Source organism: Streptomyces sp. NPDC039462 (genome assembly GCF_055639375.1).
Map to the genome: position 1 here is coordinate 963,085 of NZ_JBVKAO010000003.1, position 18,207 is coordinate 981,291.

Here is an 18,207-nt window from a genome sequence, read left to right on the forward strand (position 1 = left end):
GTCAGTCCTCCCCGGGCGGCAGCGCGATGATGACGAGCAGGGTGACAGGGCGCTTGGAGCGGTTCTCCACCGAACGGGTCTCGCCCTTGGGCAGGTGTACGGAGTCGTACCGCCGCAGCGTCTCCTCCCGGCCGTCGGCGGTGACCACGACCTCGCCGTCGAGGACGACGTACACGGTCTCCTCCACGGTGGGCGCCGCGTCCGCCGCTCCGCCGGGCAGGTAGTACGACAGTCCGGACCAGAATCGGGCGGTCGGCCCGGCCTCGTGGCCCTGGAGCCGCAGACCGCCGACGCCGTGGTGCAACGGCGGCCGGTACGGCGGCGCCTGGTCGAGCCGGGTGACCCGCATGGGACTCATCCGCGCTGCCCCGTCTCGATCCGGTACTCACCGGTCGGGTCGACGATGGCGACCAGGCGGACGATGCAGCCGTCACCGCCGGTCCAGCGCCAGGGGAACGCGGCGAAGGTGACCCGCTTGCCGGTGACCTTGTCCAGGTCCCCGCCGACGTTCTCGAATCCGATGATGCCCTTGGACAGGATGGCGCGGTGGCACGGCTCCCACTCGGGGAAGTCGTCGAGGACCTGGCGGCCGGTCTCGGCCTCGTACTCCTCGCAGGCCCACGGCAGCAGACCGTTCGGGGAGCCGGGACCGTGCGGGCCGATGGCGGTGGCCAGGGGGTGGTCGAGGGCCTGGGTGTCGGTGCCGACGGCCTTGACGCCCTTGGCGGCGAACCATTCGCCGGCCTCCTTGTAGAAGCCGGGTGAGTAGGCGTAGTAGTCGCTGTTGTCGCCGTACGTGTGATGCCAGCCGGTGTTGACGATGACGATGTCGCCGGGGCGGATCTCTGGGGTGGCAGCCTCCAGGTCGGCGGCGGTGACGACCTCCCACTTCTTCTTGGGGATCGACACGACCACGCCGGTGCCGAAGAAGGAGCTGAGCGGTATCTCGTCGAGGAGCGGAGTGTTCTCCACGACGTGGCCGGGAGCGTCGATGTGGGTGCCCGAGTGCATCACTGTGGTGACCTTCTGGGTCAGCACGCGGGACTTGGACATGCTGTGCAGGCGCTCGACCTTCACGTCCTCGAAGTACGGCCAGCACGGCGTTCCGTGGCCCCACGGGTGGGAGAGGTCATAGAACTCCAGACCCTGCTCGTCGGGGCCGAGCGGCCAGGTGAAAGAGGTCTCGGTCATGGGAAGTTCACCTTTCTCGGGACTACGGTTTGGTCAGTCGGGCGATGTGCCTGGCCAGGCGTGCGCCTGCCCGTTCGCGGCTGCCCTCGGGCCAGCTGAGGAAGCCGCGGCCGCTCTTGGCGCCCAGGTCGCCCGCCGCCACCAGGTCGCTCAGCAGTGGGGAAGGACTCGGGGAGCGGTTCAGGTCGGGCAGTACGGCCTCGTGGATGGCCAGGGTGAGGTCGAGCCCGACGTAGTCGGCGTTCTCCAACGGACCCATCGCGGCCAGACGCAGGCCGATGGTGTTGCGTACCACCGTCTCGACCGTCTCCGCGGTGCACACTCCGTCCGCGACGAGCCCGATCGCCTCGCGCCACAGGGCGTGCTGGAGACGGTTGCCGACGAACCCGGGCACGTCGCGCTCCACGCGCACGGGCAGTTTGCCGAGGGAAGCCAGCAGAGCGGTGGTGCGCTCCATCGTCTCCTCGCTGGTGTGCTTGCCGCGGACGACCTCGACCACGGGGATCAGGCCGGGCGGGTTCCACCAGTGGGTTCCGACCACCCGCTCCGGGCGGGCGGTGCGTTCGGCGATGCTGCTCACCGGCAGTACGGAGGTGTTGCTGGCCAGCAACGCGTCGGGCAACAGGCGGTCCAGGCGGGCGAACAGCTCCCGCTTGGCGTCCAGGTTCTCGGCGACGGCCTCGACGACGAGACCGGCTCCCGTGACGGCTTCGGCCAGGTCGGTGCTGCCGTCGACGGCCCCGTCGAGTCCCCGAAGGCCGTCCACCCTGCCGCGCAGGCCGTCCACTGTGCCGCGCAGGGCGTCGGCGTCGACATCGTGCAGACGTACGGGATGGCCCGCGCCCGCGAACACCTCGGCTATGCCCCGGCCCATCAGCCCCGCGCCGACGACGGCGACGGTCAGCATGCGGTGTACCCGCCGTCGAGGTACAGCACTTGTCCGGTGACGAAGGAGGAGGCGTCGCTGAGCAGGTAGATCAACGCCCCGGCGAAGTCCTCCGGTTCGGCGAGTCGGCCGAGCGGGATGCGGGCGAGCATGGCGTCGCGGGTCGCGGTGGCCTTCTCGTCGTCCTCGTACATCCAGGCGGTCAGTTCCGAGCGGAACACCGTGGGAGCGAGCACGTTCACCCGGATCCCGGCGCCACCCCACTCCGCGGAGAGACTGCGGCCGAGCAGGTCGACCGCGGCCTTGGACGGACAGTACGCGGAGTACCCGGCGGGGTGCCCCAGCCGCCCACGGGTGGAGGAAACGAGCACCACGCTGCCGCCACCGCCCTGATCGAGCATGTGCCGCCCCGCCGCCCGGCACATCAGCCACGAGCCGCGGACGTTCGCCGACTGGACCGCGTCGAAGTCCTCGACCTTCATCTCGGTGATCGGCGCGACGTGGTTCATGCCGGAGGCGACGAGCAGACCGTGCACGCCACCGTGCGCGCGCACCGCCGCCGACAGGATCGCCTCGGCATCGTCCGGGGTGTCCGGCCTGCGCCGGACGGTCTCGACGGGACCCGGCCCGTCAAGGTCCGCGGCCAGCGCGTCGAGCTTGCCGGCGTTGCCACCGGCGAGAGTGAGACGAGCGCCCAGAGCGTTCAGGGCACGCGCCGCCGCGCTGCCGAGGGCGCCGGTGGCACCGGTGATGACGATGGAACGTCCGTCGACCGTGAAGCGGGAGAGAGGAGAGACATCAGGAGCGACAGCAGAAGTGAGTGCCACGAGAACCCCCTAGGTTCCGTGATGCGAATCAATCGTGCCGGAATGCGGTTCAACGTAGGGCTGACGCGGCTCATGGTCAATGGGCGGTGAGCAATACGTAGTTACCGCGAACCCCGACTCCTGGCCCTGGTACGGCCGTTCCGACCTCTCGACGTGGCCGCGACCTTCTTGCACACTGACCGCTACGGCTTGGACGAGTCGCACAGTCGGGAATCGGTGAGGGCGCCTTGAAGGACTCGCTCGTACGTGGTCCGCAGCGTCCGGGGCCCGTGCTCGGCCGCGCGCTGCAGATCCTCGGTGCGTTCAGCGCGAACTGCCCGGAGATGACGTTGAGCGAGCTGTCCCGGCGGTCAGGGCTTCCGGTGTCGACCGTGCACAGGATGCTCGGCGAGCTCATCGCCTGGGGAGCACTGGAACGCGCGGACAATGGGCGTTACCGCATCGGCCTGCGGTTGTGGGAAGTCGCCTCCCTCGCGCCGCGCGGACAGGGCCTGCGTGAGCGGGCCCTGCCGTTCCTGGAGGACCTTTCCCAGATCACCCGCGAGAACGTTCAGCTCGCGGTGCGCGAGGGTACGGAGGTCGTCTTCGTCGAGCGCATCGCCGGCTCCGGCGCGGTACCCGTACTGACGCGCGTGGGCGGGCGGTTCGCCCTCACGGCCACCGGCGTCGGTCTGGTGCTGCTCGCGCACGCCCCCGCGGAGGTGCAGGAGCAGGCGCTCGCCGGCCCCCTCAAACGCTTCACGCCGAGCACGGTCACCGATCCGCGTGTGTTGCGGCGCATGCTGGCCGAGACGCGGACCAACGGCCACGCGGTCAGCGACCGCCAGGTCACGATGGACGCCCTGTCGGTCGCCGCACCGGTGCGCGGCGGCGACGGCGCGGTGATCGCAGCGGTCTCGCTGGTGGTACGCCATGGCAGCACCTCCGCGCACGCTCTGGCCCGGCTCGTCTCCACGAGCGCCCGGGCGATCTCCCGCGCCATGGCCACGCCGCAGGTCTGAGCCGCGCCGCCCCGCGCCTGATCATCGGCACCGGGCCTATGGCCGCCGGTCTCGCGCAGCTGATTGCCGGCATCGGCGCAGCTGATTCCCGGCATCCGGGCAGATGTTTCCCGGCATCCGGAAAGACTCCTGGTCACTTGGGGGCGGCGACCCCACGATGGTCCGCACCGGTCGACACCCGCGCACCGGTCCGCCGGGGCCGCACCCGCCTGACGGACCGGGTGTCGCCGCCCACCGACCACGCAGTCGACAACGGAGTGCTGCCATGGTTCTGCCACCCGCCTGCCCCCTTCCCGGATTTCCCCGGTGACCGGCCCTTCCCTGCGAGCCGCCCTCGACGAGGGGCCGATGAGCCGCTTCCAGTGGGGCGCGATCGCGGTGTGCGTCCTGCTCAACATGCTCGACGGCTTCGATGTACTCGTCATGGCCTTCACCGGCAAAGCCGTGTCGGCGGACTGGGAGCTCAGCTCCTCCGAGCTGGGTCTGCTGCTGAGCGCCGGCCTCGTCGGCATGGCTCTGGGCGCGATGTTCGTCGCCCCCTGGGCGGTCCGGATCGGCCGCCGCCCGGTCATCCTCGGCTGCCTGTCGGTGGCCGCCACCGGGATGCTGCTCTCCTCGGTCAGCCAGTCGCCCGCCCAGCTCGGAGCGCTGCGCGTACTCACCGGAGCGGGCATCGGCGGCGTCCTTGCCTGTAGCAACGTCCTCTCCGGCGAGTACGCCTCCCACCGCTGGCGCGGCCTCGCCGTCAGCCTCAACTCCGCCGGCTACGCGGTCGGCGCCACGGTCGGTGGGTTGCTCGCCGTCTCCATGACCGGCCAGTTCGGCTGGCGTTCGGTCTTCCTGACCGGTGGACTGGCCACCGTCGGCGCCGTCCCGCTGGCCTTCTTCTGTCTGCCCGAGTCCATGGACTTCCTGGCTGTCCGCAGGCCCAAGCGCGCCCTGGAGAGGATCAACGTCCTGGCCCGGCGCATGGGGCAGCCGCCGCTGGAGAGCCTGCCCGCGCTCACCGCCGTACCGAGTGGAATCGCGGCCGGTTTCCGCGAGTTGCTCGCGCCCGCGCTGCGCCGCTCGACGCTGCTGCTGTGGTCCGCGTTCTTCCTCGTCATGGCCGGCTTCTACTTCGTGACCAGCTGGACGCCGACGCTGCTGGTCGAGGCCGGGCTGTCCGGCAGCCAAGGACTGACCGGCGGGACGCTGCTCAACGTCGGCGGCATCTTCGGCTCGGCAGTCCTCGGGGCGCTGGCCGCCCGCTTGGCGCTCCGCTCCATCCTCACGGCCTACCTGATCGCCACCGCCGTGCTGCTGTCCGCCTTCATCGCCTCCACCTCGTCCCTCGGCGTCGCCTTCACCCTCGGCGCGCTGATCGGCCTGTTCGCCAATGGTTGTGTGGCCGGTCTGTACGCGCTCACCCCGGCCACGTACGGCACAGGCATCCGGGCCACCGGTCTCGGCAGCGCCCTCGCGGTCGGCCGTATCGGCGCGATCCTCGCCCCGACCATCGCCGGCAGCATGCTCGACGCCGGCTGGACCCCGCAGAACCTCTACCTGGCCGTCGGCCTGATCTTCCTCGCCGCCGCGGCCCTCGTGCTGCTGCTGCGCCCTGGCCCGGCAGGGGACACGGGGCCCGCCGCGGTGACCCCGGCCGCCGGCACCTCGCACTGAACGTCCCACTCCGAAGGAGACGAGCATGACCGCATTCATACGTGATCAGTGGTACGTCGCCGCTTATGGCCGCGAGGTCGGGCGCGAGCTGCTCGGGCGCACCGTACTGGGCGAGCCGATCCTGCTGTACCGCACGGAGGGCGGTCAGGCGGTGGCGATGTCGGAGCGCTGTGTGCACCGGCGCTTCCCCCTCTCGCAGGCGCCGAGCCGGCTGGAAGGCGACCGGGTGGTGTGTGGCTACCACGGTTTCACCTACGGGCCCGACGGCGGCTGCGTCTTCGTGCCCGGCCAGCAGCGCATTCCGCGCACGGCGCGCCTGAAGACGTACCCGGTCGTCGAGCAGGACTCCTTCGTGTGGGTGTGGATCGGCGACCACGAGCCCGGGGACGCCCTGCCGCCCCGCGCTCCATGGATGGACTCGCCCGACTACACGGTGGTGTCGGGCATGGAGCCGATCGACGGCGACTACGGTCTGCTCGTCGACAACCTCATGGACCTGTCCCACGAGACGTACCTGCACGGCGGTTACATCGGCACCCCCGAGGTGGCCGAGACGCCCATCACCACCCAGGTCGACGACACCGCAGGCGTCGTCCACGTCAGCCGCCACATGGACGACGCGGAGTGCCCTCCCTTCTACGCCAAGTCCACGGGCATCGAGGGCCGGATCACCCGCTGGCAGGACATCGAGTACCACGCACCCGGTCTCTACCTGCTCCACTCGCGCATCGCCCCCGTCGGCGCTCCCGGCCCGGATCCGGACGGCAGCGACCCGCACGCCTTCCACGTGGAGGTCGTCTACGGCATCACCCCTTCGACGGAGAAGACGGTGTACGACTTCTGGGCCGTGGCCCGCGACTTCGCCCTCGACGACCAGGAGGTCACCGACTTCCTGCACGGCAACAACCACACGGTGGTCATGCAGGACGTCGTGGCCCTCAACGTGCTGCAGAAGTCCCTGGACACCGAACCGGCCGGCTACCAGGAGCTGAGCATCAACATCGACACCGGCGGCCTCGCCGCCCGCCGCATCCTTGCCCGTATGGCCGAGGAAGAGGCCGCGACGCAGGTCCGGGCGGCGGTCCGGTGACCCCGCTACACCCGCCTGTCCTCTGCGGCGAGAACGTCCACCGCATCCACTGGGTGCTGGGTACCGACCGGCTGCTTGCCGTGTGCCACTGCGGAGCACAGCGGGAGTTCGAGGATCCGGTCGAGTCGTGGGACTGGCTGCTCCGCCATCCCGAGGACCACCGACCTGGCCCTGTTCCACAGGGCACTCCCGCATCCAGCCCTCAGCGTCGGCACGCGACCTCCGCCTGAAGCCGCCTCCGACCCCGGTCCCGACCTCGTCCACAGTCTCGACCCCGGTCCCGGTCTTGACCCCACCCCCGACCCCGGTCCCGGTCCCGGTCCCGGTCCTGAAAGAGAACCACCATGACCATCACCATCCCACCACGCGCCGGGGTCGAACTCGACCTGACCCTGGTGCGCAAGGAGCCCCTCACCGAGGGCGTCGTCCGGCTTAGCCTGACCCACTCTCGAGGCGAACGGCTGCCCGCGTGGACCCCGGGCGCCCACATCGACCTGGTGCTGCGCCCCGACCTGGTACGGCAGTACTCGCTGTGCTCAGACCCTGGGGACTCCTCCCTCCTCCAAGTGGCCGTCCTGCGCGAGCCGGAGAGCCGGGGCGGCTCCCACTACGTGCACGACACCCTGACCGAGGGCGACACGCTACGGGCGAGCGTCCCCCGCAACCACTTCCCACTGGTCGACTCGCCCCGCTACTTGTTCATCGCCGGCGGCATCGGCATCACACCCGTCCTGCCGATGATCGCCGCCGCCGAACAGCAGGGCGCCGACTGGCGGCTGGTGTACGGCGGACGCAGCCGCGCCACCATGGCCTTCGCCGGGCAGCTCACCAAGGACCACCCCCGCCGGGTGGCACTGTGCCCCCAGGACGAGACCGGCTTCCTCGACCTGGACAGGCTGCTCGGCAGCCCCGCGCCCGGCACCCTGGTCTACTGCTGCGGTCCCGAACCCCTGCTCAACGCGGTGGAACAGCGGTGTGCCTCCTGGCCGGAAGGCACGCTCCGCACCGAGCGGTTCACGCCGAAGACGCGGGAGACGCCGAAGACAAGGGAGACGGGGGAGGACGACGCCGCTTCGGCCTCCTTCGACGTGGAACTCTCCCGGAGCGGCATCACGGTGACCGTCCCGCCGGACAAGACCGTCCTCCAGACGGTCGAGGAGGCCGGCGTGCAGATCCTGTCCTCGTGCCGGGAGGGCACCTGCGGCACCTGCGAGACCACGGTCCTCGACGGGATGGTGGACCACCGGGACTCCCTGCTCACCCCCGCCGAACAGGCCCGCAACGACACGATGTTCATCTGCGTCTCGCGCGCCGCCTGCCCGCGCCTCGTCCTGGACCTGTGACCCGCCGGCGCCTTCACGTTGCGCCTGTGACCGGCATTTTTTTCCGGGCGTTACAGCCCCTTGCCATCGGCGGCGATCCTGCTCATCAGGCTGTCCAGGTGTGAGCGCAGTACGGCGTTCTCTCGTCGCTGCGGCGCTGTTAGCCGCGTGGTCGGTTGCAGGTCCAGCCATCGGACCGGGGCGGCCTCGGCTAGGCCGCATAGCTGCGCATTGCACCAATGGCAAGCCCTCGACGACAACTACACGCTCGTGGATCCGGCTGATATCGCGACTGACTGTTGCCCCCTTCGTACTGGCCCTCATGCTGACTGCGCCGTACGAGAACCTGGCTGGGCGCAGGAGCTTCGGCTGGTGAGGGCCAGGTGGGATCTGACGATCCTGCTGCCGTGCGCTACAGGTTCAGGTCCGACCACAACGCCCGCACCAACCACACGCCGTACGCCACAAGACAAGCCGCTGCGAGAAGGCCAATACAGCAGCCCAGCCACACAGGCATGTCGGCTACAGCCCGGGGGGAAACCTCACGCACTGGAGCGTCTACTCCCAACTGAGTGACCTTGACGGCCCGCAGCTCGCCTCCCTTGTCGAGCTGGAAGTCGAATGACACACGCTCGCCGGGTTCCAGGGTCGCCCACCCGTTGTACTGAATATCGATGCGCTCGACACGCACTTCCCAGTCGTCGGGAACAGGGACGTCAAAGCCCCGATCGCTGTAAACCCAGCGACTTCCACGGTCGGGGACGATGAAGCCATAGCCCCGAACGTCATCGAACCACCGGACCGTGCCTTCGGCCATCACGCCTCCCCCTACGGTCGTACCTCGCGCCCCTTCCACTTACCCCGTTACTACCGAGACAGCGCGGGGTGGGGAACGCAGCAGGCACTCGCTCTGCACCCTGCGGAGAGCATTCACGGCCCTGCTCCAAAGACCGCCGAGGTCCAGGAACGGAACTTGCCGCTTAACGCCCGGCCGAGCCATCGTCTCGACGATACCCGTCGGATCGGCTCCCCCTTCAGGAACGCGTGGCCGACGCACAACTCGCGCTGAGGAACAGGTGCACGGTGGCCGCATCCCGCATGAGCCTCGATGCCGTGACCGGCATGAAGACCAACTACACCTACGACGGCGCAGGACGCTTCTCCTACGCCGAGGAGAAGAAGGGCTCGACCTTCAACTCCTCCTGGCAGTACTGCTACGACCTTGCTGGGAACCTCACCAGCCAGGGCACCGCCGAAGGCTGCCCGCCCGGCACCACCTCCATCATCAACGACGCCCGGCAGATCATCGCGAAGAACGACTCCTCCACGAACTAGTCGTATGACACGGAAGGCAACGAGACGGCTGGCACGTCCACGCTGGAGGGCACGACATATGACGGCCGTTACGGTTCCACGGACCAGAGTGGGCACACCCAGCTCGGCGACACCTACTTCCACAGCGGCCCGCTGGGCTTGTCGGCGACCTCAACTACCGGTGTGGACACGGGCTTTAACCGCGAGCCCGGGGGCACTCGCAACTCCATGACCCGGGGCGGGAAGACGTACTGTCACCTCACCGACGCGCTCGGCGACGTCGTCGCAGTCACCGACGGGGCCGGCGAGAAAGCAAACACGTACTCCTACAGCCCCGCGGCTTCGCCCGCTCCACGAGCACCGAGAAGCCCCCCAGCCCTACAGGTTCACCGGCGGCTACCAGGACCAGACCGGTCTCTACCACTTCGTGGCCCGCTACTACGGAGTGGAGATCGTCACCGACAACGCGCCCCAGCGGAGGGCCCAGTGGCAGTCCGGTGATGCCGGGCCGGGGACCCACATCCCGGCCCGGTTACCAGGGGTCAAAGCAAGGGAAAGGAGTGGAGGGGCGCTATGCGGCGAAAACGTGAATCCACGGGCGATGCAATAAGAAGTACGCGGAGCTTTTCCTTCACCGTGCTCGTGGTCGGTATCACTGTGTGCACCGCAGGAGCAATCACGGAGAATGCGGTGCCGATCGTGCTCGGAGCTGTGGCCACAGTAAGCGGGGGCGGTTCTAGTGACTTTCACCTATATTGCGCAGCGCCGGAGTCATTCCTGAAGATCGGGTTCGGTTAGGTCAGGTCCATTACGAGCCCAGTAGGGTGATGCAGGCGACGGCCCAGGTCGTGATGGCTGAACTACTCGCGATCAACTGAAGTGGGTGCGGAGCAACTGGAAACTTCAATACTATTGGCCTGGCGAGCCCGCCCTGCCCGCCATGCCGCAGGTGTTGTTCGATGCCTCTTTGAGCGACACAGGCAATTCGCTGAAAGATGAACCAAATAATGTGAATAAGTATTACAACCTGACCTCTTGTCGGCAGCAAAGATCAGGAAGGCGTCATGAGTGTTCAGTCTCTACCGTCCATGAAGGAGGAGAGGGCCAGGAACTGGGCACGGGGTAGTTTCGGTATCGCAACTCTCCTAAATCTGGTCGCTATGAACGGTGATCTTGACGGTCCGATCTGGTTCACGCTTCGGACTGTCGTTCTGCTCGTCTTCACTGTCAGCTTGGTGGCCCTTCTGGCTTTAAGGATGCAGCGATTCCGGGCTTCTCGACGGGGGAGAAGTAGTAAGTGAAAGGGTGGGGGAGTAGGAGGCAGGATTTTCCGGTGCGCGGTCCCTCGGCTCGAGCGAAGAAGCCGAGATGTTTCGAGGTGCTGAATTTGAACGGGCCGACATGGGCCATGGCCGCAGTGTGGCGGTGAGAGCCTTCTGTGGGTTCACAAGCGCCGGGTGGGGAGGTGATGAGTTGCTTACAGCGGGCATTATTAGCCCTTCCCTCAACGCGCCAGTAAGCCTCGTATTAGGAGCCTTTGTCATTGGTCTCGCTGTCATTTGTCTGTACTACTTCAAGAGCCGTGGATGAAGGGCGGATCTGTTCCTGCTCCATGCCGCCGCGGAGTCGCCATGGCGGCAGCATTGATGCGTCATCGTAGGAAGTGAACGAGGGATGTGGTGTCGCTCGCAGATTCCGAGCTGGAGCGGATGCAAGCTCGGATCCTCAGTGGGCGCTCACGCCTTCCTCGGTATGGAGTCGGTCCATGAGGTCGCTCGACCAGGACAAGGCCCAAGAACGCAGGGCGGTCGCTTGGTCAGGGGGCGGGCCATGTTTCGACGGAGGACGTGACGGTCGACGAATGCGGCACCGAAGCCCGCGCCTCACCCCGGCCTCCTGGTAAACCCCAAGGGTCAGCAGCATCCCGGGGGGATTCCTTGCAGGGCGGGGGCCTGCGGCGCGACGCCTTCCTCTGCCTAACGGCTGTCCCGTAAATGATCCCTGAGTCGCGTCAGGTACGCATGGCCGCCGTATGGCTTACTGACCTATCCGGCGAGGGCGAGGTTGTGCAGGCGGGCGATGCCGAGCATGGCGTGGTGGACGCCGTCGCCTTTGAGGCGGCAGTCACGGAGGATCTTCCACGTCTTCATCTGCGCGACGACGTGCTCGACCCGGGCGCGGACCTGCTTGTGGGACTTGTTGTGCTCCTCTTTCCAGTCCGGGAGCTTTATCTGTCCGCGCTCGCGGCGGTGCGGGATGAACGAGTCCGGTGCCCGGGTAGCCGCCGTCGGCGCTTACGAGGGTGCTGCCGACGGCGGCCTTGGCACCGGATTTCTCCCACGCCTTGCAGTCGTTGCGGTTCCCGGCGAGCGGCCGGCCGACCACGACGACCAGGCGGGCGTCGGCGTCGATGACGACCTGGTGATTGGTGGAGTACCGGTAGTTCTTCGACCGCTCGGCGATGGTGTGGTCGCGGGTGGGGACCAGGGTGCCGTCCACGATGAGGACGGTGTCCTTGGTGAACCTTTTGCGGAGCTGGAGAGCGATTCTCGGTCCGAGGTGGTCGATGATCCGGCCGCTGCAGATTTGGAGACCCCGAACAGCGGCGCGAGCTGCCGCGTCGTCAGAACAGCGCATGACCTCGTAGGGGACGACGCGCTCGGTCGGGCTCCAGACGCGGACGGTCGGTTGCAGATTCGGATCCTCGTCCGGGACATGTGTCACCAAGAAGGCAGCACCGGGCAAGTGGGTTACCGCGGTGTCGGGGTTTTCGGTCCCTCGTCCGACGCCGGCTCAGCTTCGCTCAGTTCCACGGACCAGGCGTCGTCAGGCAAGGCGTAGTGGAACAGGACGGCGTAGTGGCGACCTGCGTGTTCCTTGAGTTCCCATGGCATGCCGGCAGGCTGCCACAGATGTCCTGCCGGAGGCTCGCGGGTATCCGGGTCTTACCTGGGTGCAACCCTTCCAGTTTGCGGGCCAGCCCTTAGCCGGAACGCGGCACTAAGGGTTGTCTCGCAACTACTGATCGGGTGCCTCTTGGTCTGGCTGCGTTGTCAGCGGCTCGAGATACCATCACTGCCTCAATGGGCCGGACGGAGATCGTGAGGGACTCGCGGCCATGGGGGGTGGGTCGCACAGGCCCCGGCATCCAGCTCGGGACTGGAGGTATCTTGCCGTAACCCCACCCCCCTCCCTCCCTGTAACGTCCGGTTCGTATCGGAAGGCAGTCTGCCGACGGGCGCAGGAATCCGCCGATGACATGATCTTGATGTGACTGGTGTGATAACGGCGTCGGAGCCTTCCTGGATAACCCCGTTCACCGGGCTGAGCCCGCGGCAGTTCGCCAAGCTGGTCACCGTGCTGCGGCGTGAGGGTGCGGACCCGGTACGCAAGGGCAGACCGTGGAGTCTGCCTCTGGAGGACCGGGTGCTGCTGGTTGCCGCGTACTGGCGCACGAACCTCACCCTTCGCCAACTGGCGCCGCTGTTCGGGGTGTCGAAGTCCGCAGCCGACCGGATCATCGACCACCTCGGCCCGGCGTTCTCGCTCCAACCCCGCAGACGATTCCGAAAGGACACCGTGCTGATCGTGGACGGCACCCTCCCACCCGCGACCACACCGTGGCCGAGCAGTCGAAGAACTACCGATACTCCACCAGTCACCAGGTCGTCATCGACGCCGACACCCGGCTCGTCGTCGCCGTCGGCCGGCCGGTCACCGGAAACCGCAACGACTGCAAGGCATGGGAGCTGTCCGGCGCGAAAGACGCCGTAGGCCACACCACGGTGATCGCGGACGGAGGCTACCGCGGCACCGGTCTGGTCATCCCGCACCGTCGCGAACGCGGCCAGAGCGAACTCCCGGACTGGAAAGAAGAACACAACCGCTCGCACCGTAAGGTCCGCGCCCGCGTCGAGCATGCCTTCGCCCACATGAAGACCTGGAAGATCCTCCGCGACTGCCGTCTGAAAGGCGACGGCGTCCACCACGCCATGCTCGGAATCGCCCGCCTGCACAACCTCACATTGGTCGACTGAGAGGCAACAGCACTGGTCAACCGGCACGCAATAGATCATTTACGGGACAACGCTTAGCCCGCTGCGCATGTGGTGGATGACGAGCGCGATTCTCATCCCGGGTGGCTGTCGACATGGTCAACTTCCTCTCGTACACTCGCGCCGCGGCTGCGGCGATTCTGAACGGGGCACCGCCGTGGAGGAGCGATATCCCGCTACCAGATCCAGGGCAACCCAAGGCCGAAACTCCTCACCACCAAGGAACCAACCATCCTCGGTAACGGTTGAGGTAGCCCAGGAGCGCCCGGAGCGCCCGGTCTGAACGCTACGCGGTCGACAGCGCGTCGCCGTGAACGAATACGAACGCAGCTGGATGAGCTGCTGTTCTGCGCGATGGAAGGTGTGTCTGTGGGACGACTATCGCCTATAAGTTCTTGGCAGGGGGGCTGATGAACCGCGACTGGGACGATGACAGCGAATACGAGGACGCCGTCGAGCGCGCGAGCCGCGTGACGAGATTCGCCTGGAGGGCCGTAGGCGCGGTCACCGGGCTCGCCGGATTGACGGTCTTGGCCGCCCTACTGTTCGTACTCCTGCTCCTCGTCGCGATCGTCGCCTAGCGTTGCATCACGCAGCCTCATAGTGGTGCGCCCGTCCGCCCGCCACGCCACCCTCGCCGGATCGTCGAGCAGCGCCTCCGCGTCCGGCAGCCCGGCGCGGGGCGCCTTTATCCTCCGACTGCGAGGACTGCAAAGCCCGTCCTGCTGTCGACTTCGGCATCAACCGAATGAAGCGCAACTGGGCCCTGGCCATGCGGTTCGACAAGCTGGCAGTGCGATACCCGGCGGTTGTCCAGGTGGGAGCGATCAACGCGTGGCTGCACTCGACCCCATACGATGCTGACCTGATCGGTTGCCCACCTGGGGAGAGGACCGTCCGATGGGGGCCAGAGGCTACGGCGTGGTCAGCGAGAACGGTGACCACATTGAGGGTGCCTCCGAGGACGCCTTGTTCGAAATGATCAGTGCACTCGAGGACACGGACAACACATTCATCGTCATCGAACCCGACACGGACGATTCCGCCTGGTTCGCATCTGTGGCCGTTCTGGAAGAGGGCGGGTACGAAATCGTCCGGAGGGACTCCGCTCATCACGAACACAAGGTTCACACGGAAACTGACATCAGCCGCATCGCACTTGACCTCATCGTCTGGTTGGCTGCACGTAACGCTCCAGGTCAGCAAGCCAGACGGGGTATCGACTTCTAGAACACCACCCGACACTGCACGACCTCTGGGCGACTTCACGATGATGGGCATACTGAACGGCCGCGTACGCAGCCGCTCGGCCAGGAAGTGACTGGCCGTCAGGCGCCGGGTGCCGCGTTGACCGTGTCGTGCAGACGAGCGGCCTCATGCGGGTGATCGAGGCGACGAGCCTCTAGTGGTACTAGCACCGCACCCGGTCAGACATTGCCGCGTACCGCGCATGTTTGAGGAAGCCACCTCGCTCTACGACGAGGGTTGACCACGCCGCAAACCGTGAGGGCAGGCCCGCAAACCGTGGGGGTAGGCAGGAATCACACCGTCGGTTGATGTATCGCGGTGGCCGTCTTCCTAGCGTGGACAGTGCCCGGGCATTCCCATCCGAGGCGGCCCCGACGCCGCCCTTTCACCAGGGAGCACACATGCCCATCCACCGCACTGCCGCGACCTTGCTGGTCGCGGGCCTCCTCGCCGGAACGGTGGTCACCGGAGTCGCCACCACCGCGTCGGCCGCGACCCCATCGGAAGCCGCCCCGTCGACCGCACCGTCCGCAGCCCTGGCCGCCTGCGCCTACTACTCGAACTTCGGCTACTACTGCGGTTACGACGTCAACAACACGTACGCCGACTACGGCGACCGCGGCAACAAGGTCAGGGAGATCCAGGCGATTCTCCAGTACCGGGGGTACAACATCGGCCGCTACGGAGTCGACGGCACCTTCGGCGGCGACACCCTCAAGGCAGTGAAGAAGTTCCAGCGCACCTGGGGACTCGATGACGACGGCATCGTCGGCCCCAAGACCTGGACGCGTCTGCGCGGCTGAGGTCTCAGAACGCGGCACCGGAACAGCGAACCGTTCCGGTGCCGCCGGGGTGTACGGCTGCCTGTACATCCGCGACGAATGCGACCGGCTGATCCAGCTCCGCTCGGTCTGCGGCTCACGACTTTGGCAGTTCCCGGGCGGCAACCTGGACGTCCCCAACGAGGATCCCCTACAGACCGCAATGCGAGAGACGGTCGAGGAGACGGGCCTCCAACTCGGTCTGCGATCACCGAGGCTGATCCTGACGCACTTTCTGCACGCCGGGCCGCGCCTGCCGCTGAACAAGGTGGGATTCATCTTCGACCGAGGCCGACTGACCGCCGACCAGCTGAGCCGGACCCATCTCGATCCCGCTGAACACGGCATATGGGCCGTTTACGACTTCGCGACCTGGCAAGAACTGATAGCGCCGCGCGCCTTCGCCCACCCAGGAGGCATCGCGCCCATCGAGACTGCTGGTAGTCCCAGCTATCAGAAGTTGCGCAATGGGCGCGTTACGGCCTGTGGATTATGGGCGGTTGGCGACCGACTGTCTCTGATATCGCACCGGCGCCCGAAGGGAGCGGGGCGATGGCAGGACCTGCGGTGTGGAGGCCATCTCGGCCGCTGCCCTGTCGGCTGCCCCTCCACATGAGGTGACCGCCTAGAGGTCGTTTTCCTCTACGGTGCAGTGATGACGCCTCATTTGCGCAGGGCGAGAGCTTGGTGTTGGTGAGACTGGCGGTGTGGCGGTGTATGGCGGGCCAGACGGTGCGGCATCCGAGGCAGGCGACGTCTTGGGCCTGTCCCATTCCAAGACGTCCCGGTCTGGGTCGCGCTTCCGCCAGAGCGGGTGCACGTATCCGAGTGACCTGCCCGACGCCTGCCGGGAGTTGATCGAACCCGTGCTGTTGGCCTGGCGCTCCGAGCGCTGCGGCCACGCCCGCACGAGATCAGCGTCGCAGGCGCTACGCCGTGGCCTGCGGAGTCAGTGACTCAGGGTGGAACTGCTCGACGCGGTCGCGCTTGGTGTACATGTTCCAGTAGTGCTCTGCGAGGTCGTCGGGGTCGGCGACCGGGAATCGCGGACCGTCGGCCGACTCGAAGGCGGCCTGGGCCGCGGCGGACACCTCACTGCGGGCGATCAGCGACGCGATGGTCAGGGCGCCGACGTAGATACCCGTATCGGCCAGCTCGGCGTTGAGGGAGTACAGGTAGTTACGGGTGGCGGACATCACCGGGCCCAGGCCGCTGAGTTGGGGCATCGGCTGCGCCGCTGAGTAGCCCTGAGCCAGGAGGAAGGCACCCTCGCCGCGCTCGGTCCACTCGGGCAGCACGGCCCGGACGACCTCGACCGGGGTGAACAGCAGCAGCGGGGTCAAGCCCTCCAGGGTGGCCGCGTCCAGCTCAGCGGCCGGTGTGAAGCCCTGGTCGCCGCTGATCGGCCCGTACGCGACCACGTCGATCCGGCCGAAGCGGTCACGGATCGCCTCGACGAGGGCAGGCACCCCAGCGGGCCTGGACAGATCGGCGGGGAACGCGACCGCCTCGATGCCTTCGCCGGCGAGCACCTCGACGAGGGCGTCCAGCCGGTCCTTGCGGCGGGCAACCAGGGCGACCCGGAAACCTTCGCGCCCGAAGCGGCGGGCCACGGACACACCCAGACCGCTACCGGCACCGAGAACGGCGATCACTTTGGACATAGCGGTACTCCCTGTTGCGAAAGCTTTCTTGACCCAGGGGTCAACTTACGCGGCGACGGTAGCACGCAACTTAACCCGAGAGTCAAGTTAATCTGGTGGGCAATGGGCCCACGGGGGCCGCAATGCCAGAGCCAGGAGGAACGACCGGATGCGGGCCGACGCGCAACGGAACGCGGAGAAACTGCGGGCAGCCGCCGCCGAGCTCTTTCAGGAGCGCGGCCTCAAGGTGCCCCTGAAAGAAATTGCCCGCAGGGCCGGTGTCAGTCACGGCACTCTCTACAACCTCTTTGGCACCCGCGAGGCGCTTATCGACGAAGTGGTGGCCGGCCTGGCCGCGGACCGTCTCGCCGAAGCCGCCGAGCAGGCCCTGTCCTTCGAGGAGGCCGGGGAGGGGTTCGCGTACTACATCGAGAGGATCTGCGAACTGCAGGCCACCGATCCCGCGGTCGCCGATGTCGTCAGCGGACGTTTTCCGGCTGCCGAGTGCCTGATGGCCATTTGCGGCCAGGCGCAGGAAGCCGCGACACGGATCATCGAGCGAGCTCAGCTGGCCGGCGCTATCCGCCCGGACTTCACCGGCGAGGACCTCCTGCTCTTCTTCGGCACCAACGCTTCGCTCGCTCGCGCAGGCGCCGACGCCGCCCCCGACGCCTGGCGCCGCCAGGTTGCCTTCTTGCTCCAAGGGCTGGGCACGGGAACAGCGCAAGAACCGCTTTCCGTCGCCCCGCTGACCCCGCAGCAGGTGTACGAAGTGATGGGCAGACTCGCCGGCGCGCCGTAGCAGGTGGGGACCGCCCTATGGGGCGGGAGGACGTCTCCCCGGGGCCAGCTGCTTCTACCGGGCCGTCCACCGCCCCGCCGCTGAGAAACGGCACACCCCTGTTGCGATGCGCCGTTCGCATAACTACCTGAGGTACTTAAAGGTCTGACGAAACGTGCCGCACGTGTCCGCAGCAGAGGGCACCTTGCGACGGAGGTGAAGCTGCCGTTGATCCACCCATACGCCCCGGTGACCACCGGGTGCTACGTCACGCTCGGCGGCGGACGGCTGACCATCTCCAAGCCTGCAAAGAACGCCGACCGCCTTCACGCCGGGTACGCAAGCTGGGTGCTCAGGTCGTTCTAG

General features: G+C 67.3%; 17 protein-coding genes and 2 pseudogenes. 12 read left to right on the plus strand and 7 right to left on the minus strand.

Annotation, left to right across the window (positions count from 1 at the left end; genetic code table 11):
• Position 1 precedes the first annotated feature (1 nt).
• Genes ACZ7LU_RS21615 through ACZ7LU_RS21630 form a run of 4 tightly spaced genes read right to left on the minus strand, consistent with a single transcriptional unit; the run spans position 2 to position 2,904 of the window.
• Entirely contained in the window at positions 2 to 358 is a 357-nt protein-coding gene (locus ACZ7LU_RS21615) for a beta-D-galactosidase (RefSeq protein WP_468088526.1), read from the minus strand.
• Positions 355 to 1,191 carry a cyclase family protein gene (locus tag ACZ7LU_RS21620; protein WP_471917647.1) on the minus strand — a complete coding sequence of 279 codons (837 nt, stop codon included), beginning with the start codon at positions 1,189 to 1,191 and terminating at the stop codon, positions 355 to 357. Before ACZ7LU_RS21620 ends, ACZ7LU_RS21615 begins: the two co-directional genes overlap by 4 nt.
• A gap of 22 nt (positions 1,192 to 1,213) precedes the next feature.
• On the minus strand, positions 1,214 to 2,098 hold the full coding sequence (locus ACZ7LU_RS21625) for a 3-hydroxyacyl-CoA dehydrogenase family protein (protein WP_471917648.1): 885 nt from the start codon (positions 2,096 to 2,098) through the stop codon (positions 1,214 to 1,216).
• On the minus strand, positions 2,092 to 2,904 hold the full coding sequence (locus tag ACZ7LU_RS21630) for an SDR family NAD(P)-dependent oxidoreductase (RefSeq protein ID WP_471917649.1): 813 nt from the start codon (positions 2,902 to 2,904) through the stop codon (positions 2,092 to 2,094). Before ACZ7LU_RS21630 ends, ACZ7LU_RS21625 begins: the two co-directional genes overlap by 7 nt.
• A 227-nt stretch (positions 2,905 to 3,131) precedes the next feature.
• On the opposite strand from ACZ7LU_RS21630, the gene ACZ7LU_RS21635 reads away from it, so the two are divergent.
• The 4 genes from ACZ7LU_RS21635 (at position 3,132) to ACZ7LU_RS21650 (ending at position 8,000) form a co-directional block, all read left to right on the plus strand.
• Positions 3,132 to 3,905, plus strand: coding sequence for an IclR family transcriptional regulator (locus ACZ7LU_RS21635; protein WP_471917650.1), 774 nt, complete (start codon positions 3,132 to 3,134; stop codon positions 3,903 to 3,905).
• 306 nt (positions 3,906 to 4,211) lie between these two features.
• Complete coding sequence (locus tag ACZ7LU_RS21640; protein WP_471917651.1) at positions 4,212 to 5,567, plus strand: MFS transporter; 1,356 nt, start codon at positions 4,212 to 4,214, stop codon at positions 5,565 to 5,567.
• A gap of 25 nt (positions 5,568 to 5,592) precedes the next feature.
• Positions 5,593 to 6,657 (plus strand): Rieske 2Fe-2S domain-containing protein, encoded by a 1,065-nt coding sequence (locus ACZ7LU_RS21645; RefSeq protein WP_471917652.1) that lies wholly within the window; start codon positions 5,593 to 5,595, stop codon positions 6,655 to 6,657.
• A 344-nt stretch (positions 6,658 to 7,001) separates the two neighbouring features.
• Positions 7,002 to 8,000, plus strand: a complete 999-nt coding sequence (locus ACZ7LU_RS21650) for a PDR/VanB family oxidoreductase (RefSeq protein WP_471917653.1) — start codon at positions 7,002 to 7,004, stop codon at positions 7,998 to 8,000.
• Between the two features lie 391 nt (positions 8,001 to 8,391).
• Here ACZ7LU_RS21650 and ACZ7LU_RS21655 read toward each other — a convergent pair whose 3' ends face one another.
• The gene (locus ACZ7LU_RS21655; protein ID WP_471917654.1) at positions 8,392 to 8,796 is read right to left on the minus strand and encodes a cold-shock protein; all 405 of its coding nucleotides are present in this window, start codon (positions 8,794 to 8,796) and stop codon (positions 8,392 to 8,394) included.
• Between the two features lie 281 nt (positions 8,797 to 9,077).
• Here ACZ7LU_RS21655 and ACZ7LU_RS21660 point away from each other — a divergent pair, with 281 nt between their 5' ends.
• Positions 9,078 to 9,314: a hypothetical protein gene (locus ACZ7LU_RS21660; RefSeq protein ID WP_468558109.1), complete on the plus strand. Its 237-nt coding sequence runs from the start codon at positions 9,078 to 9,080 to the stop codon at positions 9,312 to 9,314.
• A 2,024-nt stretch (positions 9,315 to 11,338) separates the two neighbouring features.
• Here the strand turns inward: ACZ7LU_RS21660 and ACZ7LU_RS21665 are convergent.
• Positions 11,339 to 11,920 (minus strand): annotated as a pseudogene (locus tag ACZ7LU_RS21665) (transposase); the annotation flags it as partial.
• Between the two features lie 643 nt (positions 11,921 to 12,563).
• Here ACZ7LU_RS21665 and ACZ7LU_RS21670 point away from each other — a divergent pair.
• The 5 genes and pseudogenes from ACZ7LU_RS21670 (at position 12,564) to ACZ7LU_RS21690 (ending at position 16,033) form a co-directional block, all read left to right on the plus strand.
• Positions 12,564 to 13,330 (plus strand): annotated as a pseudogene (locus tag ACZ7LU_RS21670) (transposase).
• 428 nt (positions 13,331 to 13,758) lie between these two features.
• Positions 13,759 to 13,929 (plus strand): hypothetical protein, encoded by a 171-nt coding sequence (locus ACZ7LU_RS21675; protein ID WP_471917655.1) that lies wholly within the window; start codon positions 13,759 to 13,761, stop codon positions 13,927 to 13,929.
• Positions 13,930 to 14,248: 319 nt separating this feature from the next.
• Positions 14,249 to 14,578, plus strand: coding sequence for a hypothetical protein (locus ACZ7LU_RS21680; RefSeq protein ID WP_471917656.1), 330 nt, complete (start codon positions 14,249 to 14,251; stop codon positions 14,576 to 14,578).
• A 419-nt stretch (positions 14,579 to 14,997) separates the two neighbouring features.
• Positions 14,998 to 15,399, plus strand: a complete 402-nt coding sequence (locus ACZ7LU_RS21685; RefSeq protein WP_471917657.1) for a peptidoglycan-binding domain-containing protein — start codon at positions 14,998 to 15,000, stop codon at positions 15,397 to 15,399.
• Positions 15,350 to 16,033 (plus strand): NUDIX hydrolase, encoded by a 684-nt coding sequence (locus ACZ7LU_RS21690; RefSeq protein ID WP_471917658.1) that lies wholly within the window; start codon positions 15,350 to 15,352, stop codon positions 16,031 to 16,033. The genes ACZ7LU_RS21685 and ACZ7LU_RS21690 overlap by 50 nt, the downstream gene beginning before the upstream one ends.
• Before the next feature lie 313 nt (positions 16,034 to 16,346).
• Here the strand turns inward: ACZ7LU_RS21690 and ACZ7LU_RS21695 are convergent, their stop codons facing one another.
• Positions 16,347 to 17,081, minus strand: a complete 735-nt coding sequence (locus tag ACZ7LU_RS21695; RefSeq protein ID WP_471917659.1) for an SDR family NAD(P)-dependent oxidoreductase — start codon at positions 17,079 to 17,081, stop codon at positions 16,347 to 16,349.
• A gap of 148 nt (positions 17,082 to 17,229) precedes the next feature.
• Between ACZ7LU_RS21695 and ACZ7LU_RS21700 the strand changes: the two genes are divergently transcribed.
• A complete protein-coding gene (locus ACZ7LU_RS21700) occupies positions 17,230 to 17,862 on the plus strand; it encodes a TetR/AcrR family transcriptional regulator (RefSeq protein WP_471917660.1) in 633 nt (210 codons plus the stop codon).
• Positions 17,863 to 18,090: 228 nt separating this feature from the next.
• Positions 18,091 to 18,207 (plus strand): hypothetical protein, encoded by a 117-nt coding sequence (locus tag ACZ7LU_RS21705; RefSeq protein ID WP_471917785.1) that lies wholly within the window; start codon positions 18,091 to 18,093, stop codon positions 18,205 to 18,207.